Origin of the sequence: Streptomyces sp. NPDC052114 (genome assembly GCF_040680155.1) — a bacterium.
Lineage (GTDB): Bacteria > Actinomycetota > Actinomycetes > Streptomycetales > Streptomycetaceae > Streptomyces.
On the sequence record NZ_JBFAWC010000019.1, the window covers coordinates 1 to 17827 of the forward strand.

The 17827-nt window shown below is 75.8% G+C and carries 12 protein-coding genes; 4 read left to right on the forward strand and 8 right to left on the reverse strand.

What is annotated here, in order from left to right; all coding sequences use genetic code 11:
- On the forward strand, positions 1-423 hold a 423-nt coding region (locus AB0L89_RS32845), incomplete at its 5' end, for a cytochrome P450 (RefSeq protein ID WP_365149239.1).
- A 142-nt stretch (positions 424-565) separates the two neighbouring features.
- The gene (locus AB0L89_RS32850) at positions 566-1801 is read left to right on the forward strand and encodes a cytochrome P450 (protein ID WP_365149242.1); all 1236 of its coding nucleotides are present in this window, start codon (positions 566-568) and stop codon (positions 1799-1801) included.
- 100 nt (positions 1802-1901) lie between these two features.
- On the opposite strand, the gene AB0L89_RS32855 is transcribed toward AB0L89_RS32850, so the two are convergent.
- The 7 genes from AB0L89_RS32855 to AB0L89_RS32885 form a co-directional block, all read right to left on the reverse strand.
- The gene (locus AB0L89_RS32855) at positions 1902-3722 is read right to left on the reverse strand and encodes an ABC transporter ATP-binding protein (protein WP_365149245.1); all 1821 of its coding nucleotides are present in this window, start codon (positions 3720-3722) and stop codon (positions 1902-1904) included.
- Positions 3715-5556: an ABC transporter ATP-binding protein gene (locus AB0L89_RS32860; RefSeq protein WP_365149248.1), complete on the reverse strand. Its 1842-nt coding sequence runs from the start codon at positions 5554-5556 to the stop codon at positions 3715-3717. The genes AB0L89_RS32855 and AB0L89_RS32860 overlap by 8 nt, the downstream gene beginning before the upstream one ends.
- Before the next feature lie 59 nt (positions 5557-5615).
- Positions 5616-6830 carry a lanthionine synthetase LanC family protein gene (locus AB0L89_RS32865; RefSeq protein ID WP_365149251.1) on the reverse strand — a complete coding sequence of 405 codons (1215 nt, stop codon included), beginning with the start codon at positions 6828-6830 and terminating at the stop codon, positions 5616-5618.
- 246 nt (positions 6831-7076) lie between these two features.
- On the reverse strand, positions 7077-7253 hold the full coding sequence (locus AB0L89_RS32870; RefSeq protein ID WP_365149254.1) for a hypothetical protein: 177 nt from the start codon (positions 7251-7253) through the stop codon (positions 7077-7079).
- A 61-nt stretch (positions 7254-7314) separates the two neighbouring features.
- On the reverse strand, positions 7315-7491 hold the full coding sequence (locus AB0L89_RS32875) for a hypothetical protein (RefSeq protein WP_365149257.1): 177 nt from the start codon (positions 7489-7491) through the stop codon (positions 7315-7317).
- Positions 7492-7620: 129 nt separating this feature from the next.
- Positions 7621-10050 carry a lantibiotic dehydratase gene (locus tag AB0L89_RS32880; RefSeq protein WP_365149259.1) on the reverse strand — a complete coding sequence of 810 codons (2430 nt, stop codon included), beginning with the start codon at positions 10048-10050 and terminating at the stop codon, positions 7621-7623.
- Positions 10047-10973 (reverse strand): thiopeptide-type bacteriocin biosynthesis protein, encoded by a 927-nt coding sequence (locus AB0L89_RS32885; protein ID WP_365149262.1) that lies wholly within the window; start codon positions 10971-10973, stop codon positions 10047-10049. The genes AB0L89_RS32880 and AB0L89_RS32885 overlap by 4 nt, the downstream gene beginning before the upstream one ends.
- Before the next feature lie 184 nt (positions 10974-11157).
- Here AB0L89_RS32885 and AB0L89_RS32890 point away from each other — a divergent pair, with 184 nt between their 5' ends.
- A complete protein-coding gene (locus AB0L89_RS32890; RefSeq protein WP_365149265.1) occupies positions 11158-11940 on the forward strand; it encodes a helix-turn-helix transcriptional regulator in 783 nt (260 codons plus the stop codon).
- Positions 11941-11969: 29 nt separating this feature from the next.
- Here the strand turns inward: AB0L89_RS32890 and AB0L89_RS32895 are convergent, their stop codons facing one another.
- A complete protein-coding gene (locus AB0L89_RS32895; RefSeq protein ID WP_365149268.1) occupies positions 11970-14117 on the reverse strand; it encodes a tetratricopeptide repeat protein in 2148 nt (715 codons plus the stop codon).
- Positions 14118-14554: 437 nt separating this feature from the next.
- Between AB0L89_RS32895 and AB0L89_RS32900 the strand changes: the two genes are divergently transcribed.
- On the forward strand, positions 14555-17803 hold the full coding sequence (locus tag AB0L89_RS32900; protein ID WP_365149271.1) for an AAA family ATPase: 3249 nt from the start codon (positions 14555-14557) through the stop codon (positions 17801-17803).
- Positions 17804-17827 lie beyond the last annotated feature (24 nt).

Below are 17827 nucleotides of genomic sequence, written 5' to 3' on the forward strand. Positions count from 1 at the left end.
CTGCGCGAGCAGCCGGACCGCTGGCCCGGCGCGGTGCACGAACTGATCCGCCTGTGGACCCCGTTCCCGATCAGCCCGCTGCGCTACACGCTGGAGGAGGTCGAGCTGGGCGGCCACACCATCGCCGCGGGCGAGGCGGTCCAGCCGGTGCTGATCTCCGCCAACACCGACCCCCAGGTCCACACCGACCCCGACCGCTTCGACGTGCTGCGCCGCGACGGCGAACGCGGCGGCGCGAACATGGGCTTCGGCCACGGCATCCACTACTGCCTGGGCGCCCCGCTGGCCCGCATGGAGACCGAGATCGCCCTGTCCGCCCTGTTCACCCGCTTCCCCGGCCTCACCCTCCAGACCCCGCCCCAATGGGCCCCCCACCCCCTCATGGTCCGCCTCGCCCAACTCCCCGCCCACCCCCGCCCCTAAGGCCTCCGCCCACCAGGGCGACCAGGCGGCACCGAGGCGCGGGCGGGAGACGCCCCGCGCCGGATCGACCACTCGACCACTAGCGGCGCCGCCGTGTCCGTCCCCCCACTGGACGGGGCGTGCGCCCGAGGAGGAGTTGACGATGACCACCACCCACGAGCCCAACCTGCTGGACCCCGAGCTGATGGCCGACCCCCACGGCGGCTTCAAGCGGCTGCGCGAGGACGCGCCGGTCTGCCTCGGGCGGACCATGGGAGGGGACCCGGCCTGGTTCGTGACCCGCGCCGCCGACGTGCGCGCGGTACTCAACGACCCGCGCTTCGTGGTGACCAACATCAATGCGGCACCGGACGCCAAGGATCCGAAGATCCAGCTCGTCGCCAACCTGGGCGTCTCGGAGGAACTCGCCACCTACATCGCGGATCTGCTCCCCGACCGGGACGGCGCCGACCACACCCGGCTGCGCCGCGTCGTGGCGCCGGCCTTCGGCGGGCGCCGCATAGCCAACCTCCGTCCCAGGGTGACGGAGATAACCGACTGGCTCCTGGACGAGCTGGAGGCGTCGGGCCCTGGCCCGGTCGACCTCATCAACGCGTTCGCCTACCCCTTGCCGATCACCGTGATCTGCGAGCTGGTCGGGGTGCCCGAGAGCGACCGCCCGGCGTGGCGGGAATGGGGCGACGCGCTGCTGACCCTGGACCCGGAGCGCTTCGCCGGGGCGCTCCAGGCGATGGTCGACCAGGTGAAGGAGCTGCTGGAGCGGCGCCGTGCCGAGCCGGCCGACGACCTCATCAGCGCCATGCTGGAGGCCCAGGCGGCGGACCGTGACTATCTGACCGACCGCGACCTGGTCAAGATGATCATCACGTTGGTGAACACCGGGCACGAGACCACCGCCCATCTGCTCGGCAACGCCGTGGCCGGTCTGTTCGCCCACCCCGACCAGCTGGACCTGCTGCGCCGGGAGCCGGAGCGCTGGCCCGTCGCGGTGCACGAGATGATGCGGATGTGGACCCCGGTGCGCGTCACCGCCCTGCGGTACCCCACCGAGGACGTGGAGATCGGCGGTGTGACGATCCGCGCGGGTGAGGCGGTGCAGCCGGTGCTGGTCTCCGCCAACACCGACCCCGCCGAGCACTCCGCCCCCGACACCTTCGACGTCCGCCGCCGCGAGGGCGTGCGCGGCGAGGGGCACGTCGGCTTCGGCCACGGCATCCACTACTGCCTGGGGGCCGCGCTGGCCCGCCAGGAGGCGGAGGTGGCCCTCTCCGCACTGTTCAGGCGGTTCCCGGACCTGGCGCTCGACGGTGAACCCCAGTGGCTCCCGGGCCCGTTGATGATCCGGATGTCCCGGCTGCCGGTGCTCCTGCGCGGGTGAGTCCGGCGGGGCCGACCGGAAGGCGGCCCCGCACACGACCCGGCCGACGCGGTCCCCGTACAGGGTCCGCGTCGGCCGGGTCGCCCCGCACCAGGAGAGTTCACTCGCTGCCGCGCCTGCCCAGCCGGTACAGCTCCGCGTACATGCCGCCGTCGGCCAGGAGCCGGTCGTGGGTGCCCGCCTCGCGGACGGTGCCGCCGTCGAGGACCACGATGAGGTCGGCCATGCGCACCGTCGCGAAGCGGTGGGAGACCAGGACCGTGACGGGCGGGGCTCCGGAGGCACGGGCCGCCGCCGCGCAGCGTGCGAACAGGTCGTGCTCGGAGGCCGCGTCGAGACTCGCCGCCGGCTCGTCGAGGATCTGCAGCGCGGGCCGCTCCCGCATCGTCGCGCGGCTCATGGCGACCTTCTGCCACTGACCGGTCGACAGATCCACGCCCCCGGGAAAGGCCGCGCCGAGCGGGGTGTCCAGGCCCTGCGGCAGCAGCCCGGGCAGCACCGCGCCGCCGCCCCGGGCCAGCGCCCCCTCGACGGCGCCCGGCACCTCGGCGCGCGGCAGGTCACCGACGCCGACGGCGCTGCGCAGGCTGAACTCGAAGCGCTGGAAGTCCTGGAAGCAGACCGTCAGCGCCCGGCGCCAGGCGTGCACGTCGAACGCCGCGATGTCCGTGCCGTCGTACGTGATGGTCCCCGCCGTCGGCTCGTACAACCGGCACAGCAGCTTGGCGAGGGTCGTCTTGCCCGCGCCGTTCTCACCGACCACGGCGAGCGTCGCCCCCGCGGGGACGCGCAGGCACACGTCGCTCAGGACGGGCCGTGCGGCGCCGGGATACGTGAACGACACGTGGTCCAGGACCAGTTCGCCGCCGGGCCGCGGGGCGGCGCGCACGGCGCCGGGGCGGGCGGCGGCGTGCTCGGGGAGCGCCGCGTGGTCGGCGAGCCAGAGGAAGTGGCCCGCGGCGCGCAGCGCGTGCTGGAGCCAGGAGCCGAGCGTGACCATCCCCGACACGGAGCCCAGCAGCTGTGCGCCGAGCACCAGGGTGAGCACCACGTCCCCGGGCGTGCCGGTGCCGCGCGCCACCGCGACGACGGAGAGCAGCACCCCGCCGAGATAGCCGACGGCGAAGACCAGCCAGCCGCCGCCGGACCACAGCGCGGCCCTGATCTCGGCCCTGTCGCGGTGATCGGTCACACGAGCGTGCAGGGTGTCGTGCCGACGGGCGAGCTCGTCGGCGAGGCCGTAGATCCGTATCTCCCGTGCGGCGCCGGGGGAGCAGGAGAGTTCGAGCAGGGTGCGGCGCATCCGCTCCGCCTCGGCCGTCTCCTGTTCCGCGCGCCCGACGAGCAGGGCGCCCCGCTGCGCGGCGGCCACCGTGGGCAGGGCGAACAGCGGCAGCAGGAGCAGCGCGGGGTGGACCGTGACGAGCAGGGCCAGGGTGGTGCCCAGGCCGAACAGCGCCCGGAGGTTCTCCACGAGCGCGCCGAAGGCCCCGCCGAGCTGCCCGCGGTGGGCGCGCAGCAGATCCATGCGGTCGAGATAGGCGGGGTGTTCGTGGTGGGCGAGCGAGGGAATGCCGCCGGTCAGCTGGATCAGCCGCCGGTCGAGGAACAGCCCCACCTGCTGCTGGAGATGGATGCGCTGGACGGAGACGAACGCTCCGGCCGTGTACGTGGTGACGATCGCGGCGACGAGCAGCGCGGCAGCCGTCAGCGCGGGCCGCAGCTCGTGCCGGAGCGCGGCGTCGGTGGCCGCGCGGACGGCGAGCCCGCTGACGACACCGCAGGCGCCGACGAGCGGGGCGAGCGCCAGGACGACCACCGCCCTGCGGGCGTCGGCGCGGAACGCGGTGCCGACGAGCAGGGCGGCGGCGCGCGCCTGGTCGCGGAACTGCGAGCGGTGGCGGGACGGTGTCTCAGGCACGGGATCCTCCGGCGTACGCGGCGCTCTGCAGGGCGAACGCCCGCGCGTACGGGCCGTCCCGGGCCACCAGCTCCTCGTGGCTGCCCTGCTCGACGATGCGCCCGCCGTCCAGATAGCAGATGCGGTCGGCCAGCCGGACGGTCGCGAAGCGATGGGAGATCAGGACGGTCGTGAGCCCGCGGGTGAGGTCGAGGAAGCGTTCGTACAGATCGGCCTCGGCGCGCACGTCCAGATGCGCGGTGGGCTCGTCCAGGACCAGGACGCGGGCGCCGTGCTCCACCGCGTACAGGGCCCGCGCCAGCGCGAGCCGCTGCCACTGGCCGCCCGACAGGTCGGTGCCCTCGGAGAAGCGGCGGGACAGGGGCGTGTCCCAGCCGAGCGGGAGCCCGGCGAGCGCCGGGTCGAGCCCGGCGAGCCCGGCGGCCCGCGCGAGGGCGGCGTCGTCCCGGGGCCGGTCGACCGCGCCGAACCCGACGTTGTCCCGGGCCGGCAGTTCGTAGCGCGTGAAGTCCTGGAAGACCACCGCGAGTTGGCGGCGCCAGGCGTCGACGTCGAGGGTGCGCAGATCGGCGCCGTCCACCGTGACGAGCCCGGCCACCGGGTCGTGCAGCCGCGCCAGCAGCTTGACCAGGGTGGTCTTCCCCGCGCCGTTGCCGCCGACGACGGCCAGCGAACCACCCGCGGGCAGCCACAGGTCGAGCCCGTTCAGGACGGTACGGACCGTCCCCGGGTACGCGAACACCGTGCCCTCGAACCGGATCCCCGCCCGCGGCAGACCCGCCGCCGGACGCGCGCCGCTGACCAGCGGGTCCCGCTCGGGCAGCGCGGCCACCTCCAGCGCCGGCGGCACCGCGGCGCTCGCCCGGGTCAGCGTCCACTGCAGATCCCCGAGCCAGCCCAGCGCGGCGATCGCGACGACGGCCTGGAGGTACACGGTCGTGCGCCCCACCCCGACCTGGCCGTGCGCGGACTCCACGGCCAGCGGCACGAGGACCGCCGCGTGCGCCCCGGACAGGAGCAGGAAGGCGAGCACGTCACGCCTCGCGGCCCTGCCCCGGCCCGCACCGAGCCGGGCCGCGCCGGACCGCCACGCGCAGGTGAACCGCTCCACCAGCCACGGCGTCATCCCGAACACCCGGATCTCCTTGGCCGCCGCGCCGTCCAGCGCGACGCCCCGCACGTACTCGGCGTGCCGCAGCTCCGTCGTCGAACCCGCCTGCACGTCCACCGCGCGCCGGATCTCGCGGTCGCGCCAGGTCCCGGTCAGCCGCCACGCGGCGATCAGCGGCAGCGGCGCCCACCAGTGGAAACCCAGGAGGAGCACGGCCGAGGTCGCCCCGGCGAGCCGCGCGGAGACGAGCGCGGGCAGTGCCGTCACCGCCTGCGCCACGGGAAGCATGCCGGTGCCCTGGCCCTGGGCGAGCAGCAGCCGGTCGGCCACCTTCGGGTCCTCCAGGGGCGCGATGCCCGCCGGGCGCAGCGTGCCGCGCAGGACGAGCCGCGCGGTGCCGCCGGTGACCCGCCTGCCCAGCCGGGCGGCGGTCGTCTCGACCGCGGGCTCCACCAGGAGGCTCGCCACGTACACACCGCCCACGACGGCGAAGGCCAGGAGCACGCCGTGTCCTTCGGGCGATCCGAGCCCGGCCGTCAGACCGGGCAGGCGGCCCACGAGGACCCCGATGCCCAGCATCAGCGCGGGCGCAAGGGCCGCGTCGAGGAGCACCAGCGCGAGGAGCGCCGCCGTCAGGGGCAGCGAGGCGCGCGGCAGCAGCCGGACCAGGGAGCGCACCGGCGCCGCGGTGAGCCCGTCCGCGTGACCGTGCCGACGGGGCACGCGCCGCAGGAGGGCGCGAGCGCGGCCGGGGGCCGGACCGTGCGGTGTCCGCATCACGGTCACCGCAGTCCGAAGGCGGGCAGCCAGGTGCGGTCGCCGGTCTCCAGGGTCAGCAGCGCGGCGCAGGCGCCGGTGGCACCGGTCAGCAGCGTGCAGTCCCGCTCCCCGAGCTCCACGACCTCTTCGAGCCGCTCCAGGACGCGGCCCACGAGCCGGTCGCGCAGCGCAGCCGCCCCGGGCAGGCGGGCGTGCCGGTCGAAGGCGTCGCACACCAGGGCCAGGCCCGGCAGCCCGTGGCACAGGCTCAGATCGGGCCGGTCCGCCTCGTCGTCGTAGCCGCGCAGGAAGGACGCGGCGACGTGCAGCGCGAACTCCCGCAGCGGCGCGTCGTCCAGGATCCGCCCGGTCTCCCACAGCGCCCAGGCGATCCCGGGCGTTCCGTAGCACCAGGTCAGCGGGCGGCTCGGCAGATGCGCGAGGTTCCCGGCGGGCGGCCAGACGACGATGCCGCGCACCCCGGACTCGTACCGCGAGAGATACCACGAGGCCAAGTGGTCCAGGGAAAGCGTCAGTTGCGGGGTGAGGCCGGCCGTGTCGGCGGCCCGGCACAGCGCCAGGGCGACGCCGGCCGCGCCGTGCGCGGCACCGGAGTTGACCCGGCCGTGGTTCCAGCCGCGCATCTCCTCGCCCTTGTACCGGCCGACCCGCAGGCCCGAGAGCTCGCCGCCGTCGCACAGGGCGGTGAGATGGCCGACGGCGTGCGTCAGGTCGTCCTGCGTGCAGGAGGGGTCGGCGGCCAGCGCCAGGACCGTGCCCGCGGCGCCGGTCACCACGTCGTAGTCGTACCAGGCGAGATCGCGGGTGTGCCAGCGGCCCGCCACCCCCGCGAGCTCGCGGAAGGCGGTGCCGGCGAGGCCGCCGAGTGCGGGCCAGACGGACGCCGCCGTGCGCAGGCCCAGCAGATACCCGCCGAGCCCCCAGCCGAACAGGCCGGGGTGCGTGCAGCCGTGCCGCAGCTGGCGCAGCCACGCCGCGACGGCCCGGGACGCGGGCGCGTCGCGCGGCGGCGGGGTGCCCGACGAGGAGGCCGACGCGGTCAGGGCGGCGAGGACGGCGGGCCCGAAGTCGATGCTGTACTCCTCGCCCTGGTCGTGGCGCGGCGCACGGTCGGCGAAGGAGGTGAGGACGCGCGCGGACACCACGAGCGCGGGCTCGCGGACGGCGGCGGAGAGCGCGGGGGACAGGGAGTTCGGGACCCGGTGGGTGGTGGTCATGTCGGCGTCCTCCGATGTGTGTCGTGAGGTGGACGAACGTGAGGGACGAAAGTGCGGGACGAAGGTGGTGGACCAAGGTGGTGGACAAGTGCCGCGGCGAGGGCGGCGGGCGCGGGCCGGAAGGGGCCGCCGGAGCCCTGGGACATGGCTGGCTCCGGCGGCCCGTGTGCGGGGTGGGGAGTGCCGATCGGCCGCTCCGGTGTGACGGTTCGGCAACCCCGCACGCATCGACGGGTCAGCCGGCCGTCAGGCCGTGCACGGGCAGGAGCCGGTGCACTTCGTGGCCGCGGTGCATCCCTGGGTGGTCCCCATGGTGCCGACCTTCAGCAGCTGCGCCTCGTCGAACTGGGTCTCCAGCTGGTCGATGAGGGCGTCGACGTCGTCCAGGACGAAGCCCTCGACCTCGTTCTCGGTGGTGTCCATCGCTGTCACCTCCTTTCCACGTCCGCGGGTGTCGTCCGCCGTGCGGCGGAGTGTCGTGCCCTTACGCGGTGCACGGGCAACTGCCCGTGCAGCCACCGACCTTGGTGCATCCTTCGGTGGCGCCCATCGTTCCGGCCCTGAGCAGCTGCGCCTCGTCGAACTGGGTCTCCAACTGCTCGATGAGCGCGTCCACGTCGTCGAGCACCAGTGCCTCGGCCGCGGTCACCTCACCGTCCATCGCCTTCACCTCCCTTCCAGGTACGCGGGGTTCCGGGTGCTGTCGCCGTCGGGCCACGGCAGGGCCGTGGGGCGGCGCAGCGTTCAGGAGGCCGGTCCGCGCGACCGGAGGACCGCGCGGACCGGCCGGTCATGTGGACCGGGGAACGCGGACCAGGAGCTCCGCGGTGACCGGTGCCCCGGCGGGATCGGCGAGATCCGCGACGAGCAGCTGGTCGGGGGACGGCAGCATCTCCTCGGCGACGGCGGTGCCGCCCGAGGCGAAGGCCTGATCGCCGGTCCGCTCCAGGACGGGCAGCGCCTGCAGGCTCTCCAGGTCGCACGGCAGCGGCGAGTCCGCGCCGGTCGCCGCCGACAGGAAGACCCAGCGCGGCAGGCCGAGACGGTCGCGCATCCGGGCGAGATGGCGGGTGCGCTCCAGTTCGCGCGCGGCGGCCGGCGGCAGCGCGGCGACGGGCAGCCGCCACTGCGCGGCGGACAGCACCAGCGAACCGGCGACCGTGATCCGGGGCACGTACTCCCGCTTGGGCAGGGCGCCCAGGGAGTGCCGCAGCCTGCGCCGCCTGGCCGCGTACTGGGGCGAGCCGTGCAGCAGCAGCGACGCCATCTGGTCCCAGGGCCGGGGCGCGTTGCGCGCCGAGTGGTAGAGCGGGCGCACCGGACCCGAACGGTCGCTGACGACGACCCGCGCCCCCGTCCACCGGGCGGTCAGCTCGTCCAGCGGCACGAAGCGCGCCCGCGTGCCCGGCGGCACCTCGCAGTACCCGGGCAGATCCGGGTCGCCGGTCCAGGCGCCCGTGTACAGGGGCCTGCGCACGGCGTTGGCGGCGAGCCGCGACAGGGCGGGGAAGAGCAGTTCGACCGACGGCACCCCGCTTTCCCGGTCGAGCTGCCGCAGGAACGCGCGGTACGCCTCCACCTGCGGCAGCCGTCCGTGCAGCCGCTCCAGCGCGCCGATGAAGCGGGCGTCGTACACACCGGCGGGCGCGGTGACGTCCAGGGCCCAGTGGCGTCCCGGCAGCGGGCGCACCACGCAGTCCAGCGGCCAGTCGGGGCGCACCTCGGGGGCGCCGAAGCGGTCGAGGACGTCCCGACCGATGTCGATGGCCCCGCCGTCGGGCACCGCGTCCACGCGGCCGTCGAGCCAGTCGAGCAGCCGGGCGTACCCCGACCCCGGCGTCCGTGGCTCGGGCCACTCCGCGGCCGGGGCGTGCGCGCTCACCGGCGTGTCCCCGGTGGCGGCGAGCTGCTCGCGCAGGATGTCCAGGACCGGCCGGTCCCGGCGCGTCACGCCGACGGGGGCCAGGACACGGCGCGGTCCGGCGTCCTCGTCGATGAGGGCGTGCAGCCGCAGCGCCTGCCCGATCGCCGCGCGCAGGGCCGCCAGATCGGCGGCGGGCAGGGCATTGGGGGTACGGCGGTACACGTCCAGGTAGCCCCCGTCGACGCGCTCGACGCGCTCGCCCCGGGTGCCGTCCGCGCGCTCCGCCGCCGCGTGCCAGGAGCGCCGCCGCCCGCGCACCGGCGGGCGCAGCTGAAGCACGCCGATCTCGTGCAGCCGCAGCAGGAACTGGCGCAGGACGGACCGCTGAGCCTCGTCGGCCGACGGCGCCACCAGCGCGGACTCCAGCTCACCGAGCGGGAGCGCGCCGCGCCGCAGCGCCTGGTACAGGCGGTTCACCGCGGGGGTGCGCCGGATGCGTACGGGAGTGAGGAGCGTGTCGTCGCCGGGTTCGAGGGCGAACGCCTCCAGATGGCCGGGGCTCACGCGCAGGAACGGGTTGAACGACACCCACGTGGCGGCGTCCGTGCCCGCCCCGGACTGCTCCTGGAGGTTCTCGGTCCAGTCGGTGGCCACCTCGGCGGTGAGCGTGAGCGGACGCGCCGGTCCGGCAGGTCCGTCCGCCACGCCCACCACGGCCACATGGCCCAGCCAGCCGCGCGGGGTCACCTTCACCGCGCCACGGGCGATCATCCGCCACAGGTAGTCCGCGCGCTTGCGCATCTGACGGTCCGTCCAGGGACGTCCCGCGGCGAGTCGTTCGGCGACCTCGGCGCCCACCGGAAGCGTGCCGTCGACCAGGGCCTGCCGCCCCATCGGTGACCCCCGCAGCAGCGCGTGGCCCGCCGGGGCGAGCCGCTGCTTCTCCGCGTCGAAGCGGTGCGCGACCTCCCTGCGGAGCCGCTCCAGCGCGCCGGCCGCCTCGTGCGTGCCGACCAGGATCCGGGCCAGGGCCCCCTCGGGCGCCACGAGACGGGCGACGGACACGATCCGCCGGTGGTCCGCCTCGGTGAGCGGACGGCCCCGGTGCAGCCGCCGCCGCGCGGACAGCACATGACGGCGCTCGTCCACGGTCAGCGACGGATGGGGTACGACGACCGTGCCGATCACGTCCGCGAGCCGCGCGCTCGTCCGGGCGAAGTCCGCCTCGGTGCGCTCCAGTTCACGGATCAGACGGAACAGCTCCGGCGAGCCGCCCGCGCACCACAGCCGCATCGGCAGCCCCGCGGTCCGCAGCAGCACCGCGTCCCGGTACGGGCGCGCGCCCCCGCCGCTCACCGCGGCCCTCCGCCCGGACGCGCCGTCAGCGCCTCCGCGATGAGGGTCTGGCGCAGCACCGAGAGACCGGCCCGGTTCCAGTGGAAGACGATGACGAACGCCGCCGCCTCGCGGGGCCCGATCAGCGCGTTCCCGGACGTGAAGTACGTGCGGCGCCACCGCTCCCCGGCCTCCGCGACGGCCGCGCGGAACTCCTCGGCCCGGCGCACCGCCCCCTCGGGCAGCCGGGCGGCCAGCGCCCGCTGGTCGGTCCAGCCGGCCCGCAGCGCCGCCTCGATCCGGCCCACGTCGGCCGGCAGCCCCTCGGCGTCCGCCGTCCGCGGGTGGTCGGCGAACCTGCGGCCCGTCTGCCGGCGCAGCCGGTCCCACACGTCCAGGTCCTCCCAGCCGACGATCTCCAGCGCGTCGAGCAGCGCCCGCACCATCAGCAGCGACATGGCCCACGCCGGGCGGGCTCCCGCACCCTCCCGCCCGGCGGGGCCGTCCCCCGAGGTGGCGTGGAAGCCGAGCCACGCCAGCGAGTCGGCGGTGAAGACCCGGTGGACGCTGCGCATCGACACCGGACCGCCGAACAGGAATTCCTCCGGCTCGTACACCCCCGCGTGCCAGTCGTCGACCAGGCCCTCCTGCTGCCAGTACGTGAGCCGCTGCCGCAGCACGGCGTCGACCTCCGCCCGGTGCGCCGGTGCCTGGAAGCGCACGCGCATCCCGGGGTGCTTGTGCAGGAAGAAGAACTCCTCCGCCCGGCCGTCGGCCAGCAACTCGCTCGCGGTGTCGTGCAGTTCGGCGGAGAACTCCGGACGGCGGTCCCGGGCGGGCGCCACGCCGAAGTGCAGCCACGGGCCCGGATGCCGCCGCGCGACCGGTGTCACGATGTCCGGTGCCACGATGTCCGGCGCGCGCAGACAGCCACGCTCGTCCATGTTCCTCACCCCCGTGAGAAGGAACGCGGCTCACGTCCGGCCGCGTTGCCAGACTGCCGCGCGCCGGGCGGCGGGGGTATGCGTACCTTTGCGTAGCGGGCGGCCGGTCCCCACCCTTGACAGGCGCGGCGCGCCTCCTCTAATCCGGTGGAGGTGCGGAGGGAGGGGGCTTTCCGTGTCCTGCATGTCCGCGCGCGACTACCAGCGCGTACTCGACCTGACCGTCGCCGTCCTGAACAGCCGCCAGGCCACGCTGCCCTGGCCGCTGGTACGGGAGGAGCTCGGCGACATCCTCGACAGCCCCGCGAAGGTCCTCTTCGCCACCAGGGACTGGCCGGAACCGGACACGCCCGTGCCCTGTCCGCCGCCGACGGCCGCCGTCGACCCGCGCATGCGGACCCTCGACGAGACGCTCCACAAGCACCCGCTCGTGGACCACTACCGGCGCACGGGGGACCGGTCGCCGCTGACCGCGCGGCAGGTGGGCGGCGGCGGACCGTGGCCGGACCCGGCCGCGCAGAGCGCCTTCGAGCGGGTCTTCGCCGCCGACCACCAGCTGGCGCTGCCGCTCCCCGCACCCGACGGCGCCGGACACCTGATCATGCTGGGCAGGCCAGGCGAGTTCTACGGCGAGCGGGAGGTGGAGTTCGCGGGCCGCATCCAGCCCCTGCTCGCGGCCGTGGTGGAGCACATGACCCATGCCCGCAGGCTGCCCGCGGCGGCCTGGGGCGAGGGGCCCGAGGACACGCTGGACCGGGCGGCCGAGTACGGCCTCACGCCGCGCGAGACCGTCGTCCTGACCCTGCTCGCCCAGTCGCTGACCGCGGACACCATCGGGCGCAGGCTCGGCATCTCACCGCGCACCGCGCACAAGCACCTGGAGAACGTGTACCGCAAGCTCGGCACGGCCGACCGTCTCGCCACCGTGCTGCACGCGCGCGAGGTCGGCCTGCTGCCCGGCCGCTGAACCGCCCGGCGGCCGGGCCCGAGGCGCTGTCAGGGCGCGGCGGCCCCGTGCGGGGCGTCGCACTCGGCGATCCTGCGCCGCAGCTCGTCCGCGTCGGCGCCGGGCAGCGCCAGTGCCGCGGTGTAGTCGGCGCGGGCCTCGGCCGTCCGCCCGGCCCGCTGATGGACGTACCCGCGGTTGAACAGCAGGTCGGGGTCGTCGCCGTCCAGGGCGATGGCGCGCGTCAGATCGTCCAGGGCGGCACGGTCGTCCCCGGCCGCGTGCGCGAGCGCGGCGCGGCCCGCCAGAGCGCTCACCAGCGCGGGGTCGGCGGCCAGTGCCCGGTCGAAGTCCGCCCTGGCCCGCGTCTCGTCGCCGCCGTGCAGGGCGAGCAGACCGTGCGCACAGACCAGGCGCGTGTCGTCCGGGTGGTGCCGCAGCCCTTCGGCGATGTGGGCCCGCGCCCCCGCCAGGTCGCCCTGGTCGAGCAGCAGGCCCGCGAGCCCGGCCCGCACGTCCGGCTGGTCGGGCTCCAGCTCGGCGGCCCGGCGCAGATCGGCGAGGGCGCCCGCCGTGTCGCCGAGCTCCAGACGCGCGTCGGCGCGGTTGACGTGCACCTCCCAGTAGGGCGGGGCGAGGTCCACGGCGCGGTCGTAGTCGGCGACGGAGCCGGCCGTGTCGCCGAGGCGGCGCCGGACGTCGGCCCGGTCCATGTAGTGCTCGGGGTGGTGCGGGTCCATCGCGACCACCGTGTCGAAGTCGGCCAGCGCGTCGCGGGTCCGCCCCAGGGCCGCGTACACCTTGGCGCGGTTGTGCACGAGCACCGAGCGGTGCAACAGATGGCTGCCGTCGGGCAGTTCGCGCCGCAGCCGCTCCAGACCGCCCTCGACCAGACGCAGGGCCTCGGCCGGACGGCCCAGGTGGGTCTCGGCGAGCGCGAGGCCGTTCTCCTGGAACGTGGTGTGGAAGGCCCGCTGTTCCGGGTCGGGCCACAGGGAGGCGAGGGCGATCGTGTTCTGGAGGAGGGCCTTGGCGGCCGGGTGGTCGAGGCGCTCCGGTGGATGGAAGCGGGTGTACAGCATGGCCAGGGCATAGCCGCAGGCGAGTTGGACGAGCGGGTCCGCGGACCGCTCCCGCATGGCCCGTTGCAGCCGTTCGGCCCGTTCCGTGTCGCCCAGCAGGGTCAGGGCCGTGGCGACCTTGGTGTGCAGACCGAGACGCTGAGGCAGCGGCGCGTCGTCCCCGGCCACGGCCTGTGCGCGCCGCGCCAGGTCGAGGAGGGCGTGGTAGTAGCCGAACGCGAGCGCGTGCTCGGCGGCCGTGAGCAGCACGGGAAGGGCCGCGGCCGGGTCGCTGCCGTGTTCGAGATGGTAGGGCAGCGCGCCGAGCGTGAGGCTGAACTCGCCCTGCCGCACACGTCGTTGCAGCCCCTTGGCGCGGGCGTCGTGCAGGCGGGCCCGCACTTCCGGGGCGGACACGTCGTAGGCGGCCCGCTCGCGCGGATCGTCGCCGATGCCGTCGCCCGCGACGAAGGCACCGGCGAGCGCGGCCGGGCCGGGGACGGGACCCTGCCCGGCCCGGGGCGCATCGGCGCGCAGCGCGAACTCCCGCAGAGCGTGGTCCAGTTGCTCTGCGGCATCGGCCGACCCCGCCGCTCCTGCCGTGCGAGTCGCCACCGCTGTCCCGTCCGCCGCTCGGGGCGCGACCGAGTCCGACTCGGTACGTACGACGACGCTGAGGCGGCCGGGGTCCGCGCGGCGCAGCAGCAGCGCGAGGAACTCCTGGTCGGTAGGGTCCGCCGCGTCGGCGTGCGCGAAGTCCAGGACCAGCGGGCGCCGTCCGTCGAGCGCCGCGAAGGACCGGAGCAGTGCCACCGCGCCGTGGGCGAGGCGCCGGGTGCGGGTGGGCGGATGCAGGCGGGTCCGCTCGGCGGGCGCGGCCCGTGTGCTGAGGGTGTCCGGCGGGGCGGGGACGAGGCCGCGCAGCTCGGGTGCGAGCGCGAGGATCTCCACCTTGTGCCGGTCGAGCAGTTCGGGCCGGACCGCGTGGACACGGGGGACCAGGGCGCGCAGCAGGCTCCCGGCGCCCGTGTAGGGGCCCCTGAGGCGCCGGTGGCAGTCGACGGCGACGTCCGGTTCCGTCTCCGGTGTCGCCCGGTGGTCGGTGTGCGGACCGGTCAGCCACAGATGTGTGCTCATCACGCTGTTCCTGTCACCTTGGCGTTCGCTGTTCCTTTCAGGGGGCCGTCGGGAGGACGTAGGCCGCGGATGAGGCGATCCGGATGGTGCCCGGACGGCGCGGAGCGATGAGCTTCATGACGTGAATCCCTTGTCTGTGACTGGAGTTGCGTCCCTCGCCCGGCGAGGGGGCCACCGTGCGGCGGCTCCGTCCGCCGACCGCACGCCGCCACCATGGGGCGACGCCGCGCCGCGCGGCATGGGGGTCCGACCCCCGCATTCCCCGCCCCGTCCGGACCGCCGACCTCCGGGTGACCGCGGCGCGTGATTTCCGGCGGAGATTTCCCGGCGGGCTGAACACCTGGCGGCCCGGCGACGTATTCCCCGAAAGGCGTCCGGGCGCGGATGCGGCTCGGACGAGGGTCGTACTGGCAGAAGAGCACGGGGGACAGGACGCCATGAACGGACACGACCAGGCATTACGTACAACAGAACACGCGGAGGAAGCGGCGGCGGAGCACGCGGAGGACGCGGCGGACGCCACGGGAGCGGCCGGGCCATCGGGCGCGGCGGATTCGGTGGACGCGACGGACGCGGCGCGCGCAAGGAACACGACAGGCGCGGCGGATGCGGCGGACGCAAGGAACGCGGCGGACCCGGCGGTCGCGGCGGTCGCGGTACGGACCGTCGGCGCGTCGGCCTTCGTCGGACGGGAGCGGGAGCTCGGGCTCCTGGACCGGGTGGTGGGCGCCGCCCGGTCCGGGGCGGGAGGTGCCGTCTTCCTGACGGGAGAGGACGGGGTGGGCAAGTCGAGGCTGGCGGCGGAGGCCGCCGAGCGGGCGTCCGCCCGCGGGCTGCGGGTCCTGCGGGGACGCGCCGGCACGCTGGGGCGGCGTGCGGCGTACCGCCCGCTCACCGAGGCCCTCCTCGGACTCTCCCGCGACGGGCGGCTCGGCGCGGACGCGGCGGCCCTGTGCCGCACCGCGCTCGCCGGGCTGACCGCCGGTCACGCGCCCGGACCCGGCGCCGGGGACCCGCCGGGCGCGGGCTCGCTCGTCGTGCTCGGGGAGGCCGTGCTGCGCGCGGTCGCGGCGGCCGGCCGGCCCGGCGGCTGTCTGCTCGTCCTGGAGGACCTGCACGACGCGGACCAACTCACCCCGGCCATCGTGGAGTTTCTCGCCGACCACCTCGCGGACGAGCCCGTCGCGCTCCTCGTGACGCTGCGCGGCGAACCGTGCCCCGCCCTGGAGCTGGCCCGCGCGATCACCCGCCGGGGCGGTGCCACGCTGCTCACGCTGGACCGGCTCGGCCGCTCCGACCTGCGCCGCCTGATCGCCGGACGGCTCGCGGCCCGCCCGGAGGAACTGCCCGAGGCGCTCACCGAACACATCTGGGCGCGCAGCGACGGGAACCCCTGGCTCGCCGAGGAACTGCTCACCCACGCCGCCGACAGGGGGCTCCTCTCGTACGACGCCGAAGGCCTGCGCCTGTCCGCGCTGCTCGGCGCGGCGGAGATCCCCGACGCCCTGGTCACCGGCGTGCGACGACGTGCCGACCGGATCGGCGTACGCGGCAGGGAGCTGCTGTGCGCGGCGGCGGTCATCGGCACCCGCTTCCCCGCGCCCGTGATCCAGGCGGCGACCGGCATGGCCGACGACGAGACGCTCGGCCATCTGCACGCCGCCCTCGCCGGCGGGCTCATCGGCACCGACGAGCCCGCACCCGACTGGTTCACGTTCCGCCACCCGCTGACCGCGCGCGCTCTGTTGCGCACGCTCACCCCGAAGCAGCAGGCGCGCCTGGCCCGTCAGTGCGCGAGCGCGGTCGCGGACCTGCACCCCCAACTGCCCGCCGAATGGTGCCTGATGGCTGCGCGGCTGTGGTCCGCCGCGGGGGAGCGGACCACAGCCGCCGGACTGTACGCGCGGGCCGGGTCACGGGCCCTGGCGCAGGGCGCGCCGGTGGCGGCGGCCGACGCCCTGGACCGGGCCCGCGCGCTGCTGACCAGTGCGGACCCGGCGGGCGTCGGCCCGGCCGACCCCCAGCAAGCGGTCGCGTACGCGCACGTCCTCGACCAGCTCCTGAACGCGCTCACCGAGGCGGGCGAGAGCGAGCGGGCCTGGCGGCTGGCCGACGCGGTGGACGGCGTGTGTCCCGCCGCGGTCGGCGCGGAGCGCGCGGCCGCACTGCACCTGCGGCTGGCCAGGGCCGCCGCGGTCTGCGGACACGTGGAGGAGGGGCGGGCCCAACTGAGCGAGGCGAGCCGACTGTTGGACGCCGACCCGGACGCGTACGCCGTGCTCGACGCGGCCGGTGCCGTACTGCACCGGCAGGCGGGAGACGGCCGGGCGGGAGGCCGCGACTCGGGGGACCCCGGCGCGGCGGCGGGCCCTGAGCACGAGGAGGAGCGCCTGCGCAGGGCCGCCGAGACCGCCGAGCGGACCGGGGCGTGGGAGGCGGCCTGCCAGGCCTGGGACGTGCTCGGTGTGCGGGCCAGGGCTCGTGACGTGCGCGAGTCCACGGTCTGCTTCGACCGGGTCCGCCGGGTCGCCGAGCGGCACGGGCTGCCGTTCTGGCGGCTGCGCGCCCTCTTCCGGCTCGGTGGGGACGACTGGCTCACCGAAGGGGACGTCGCCCGCCTCGAACACGCGCGACGCGAGGCGGCCCGGCTCGGCGCGGGCGACATCGGCGCCGCGGCGGAGGCCGACCTCGCGCTGTGGCTGGTGCTCAGCGGCCGGTTCGAGACCGCGGCCCAGCTGATCGACACCTGCTGGACGCGGACCGGCGGACCGCGCGACGCCGACCGTGCCCGCCAGCTCCTCGCCGCCGAGGCCGTGCTCGCCGCGCACCGCGGCAAGCGGGCCAAGATGGACCAGGCCGTCGCGGAGTTCCACCGCAGGGACGGCGACCGCACCCCGCTGGCGACGCTCACCGCGGGCCTCGCCAGGTCGTTCTGCGCACTCCTGGAAGAGGACCGGCCACGGGCCCTGGAGGAGCTGACCCGCGCGGAACTCCCCGCCGTCGGGCACCCGTTGGACGGTCGGCACGGTCTGCGTCAGCTGCTCGACGCGCTGGGCTCGGGAGGCGAGGGAGCCACGCCGACGGACGCCCTCGAACTCCCCGACCCCGACGCGTCGTTGGCCCGCCTGCGCTGGAACCGTCACTTCACGCTGCTCGCCCGTGCCGTCCTCCTCGGCAGGGCGGGGCGCCGCGACGAGGCGGAGGCGGCGGTCGGCGCGGCCCGCCACGCGGCGGCGCCGTTCCCGCTGGCCCACCACCTGGGGCTGCGTCTGGTGGCGGAGGCCGCCCACCGCGACCACTGGGGCGAGCCGACGGCGTGGCTGCACCGGGCCGAGGAGCACTTCCACCGGGCGGGGCTGCCGGTCGTGGCCGGGGCCTGCCGGGGGCTGCTGCGCAGGACCGGTGCTCCGGTGCAGCAGCGCCGCAGGGGCGCCGACGCGGTGCCGCGGCTGCTGCGCCGGCTGGGGGTGACGGTCCGCGAGTACGAGGTGTTCCGGCTGATGGCACCCCGGCCCGCCAACCGTGACATCGCCGACCGGCTCTACATCTCCCCGCGCACCGTCGAGAAGCACGTGGCCAGCCTCATCCTCAAGACCGGCAGGCAGAGCCGCGCGGCGCTGAGCGAGCTGGCCTCGACGGTGCTCCTCGACGACGGCGAGGACGTCACCCCGGACGGGCCGGGGTGACGTCCTCCGTGACCGTTGTGCCTG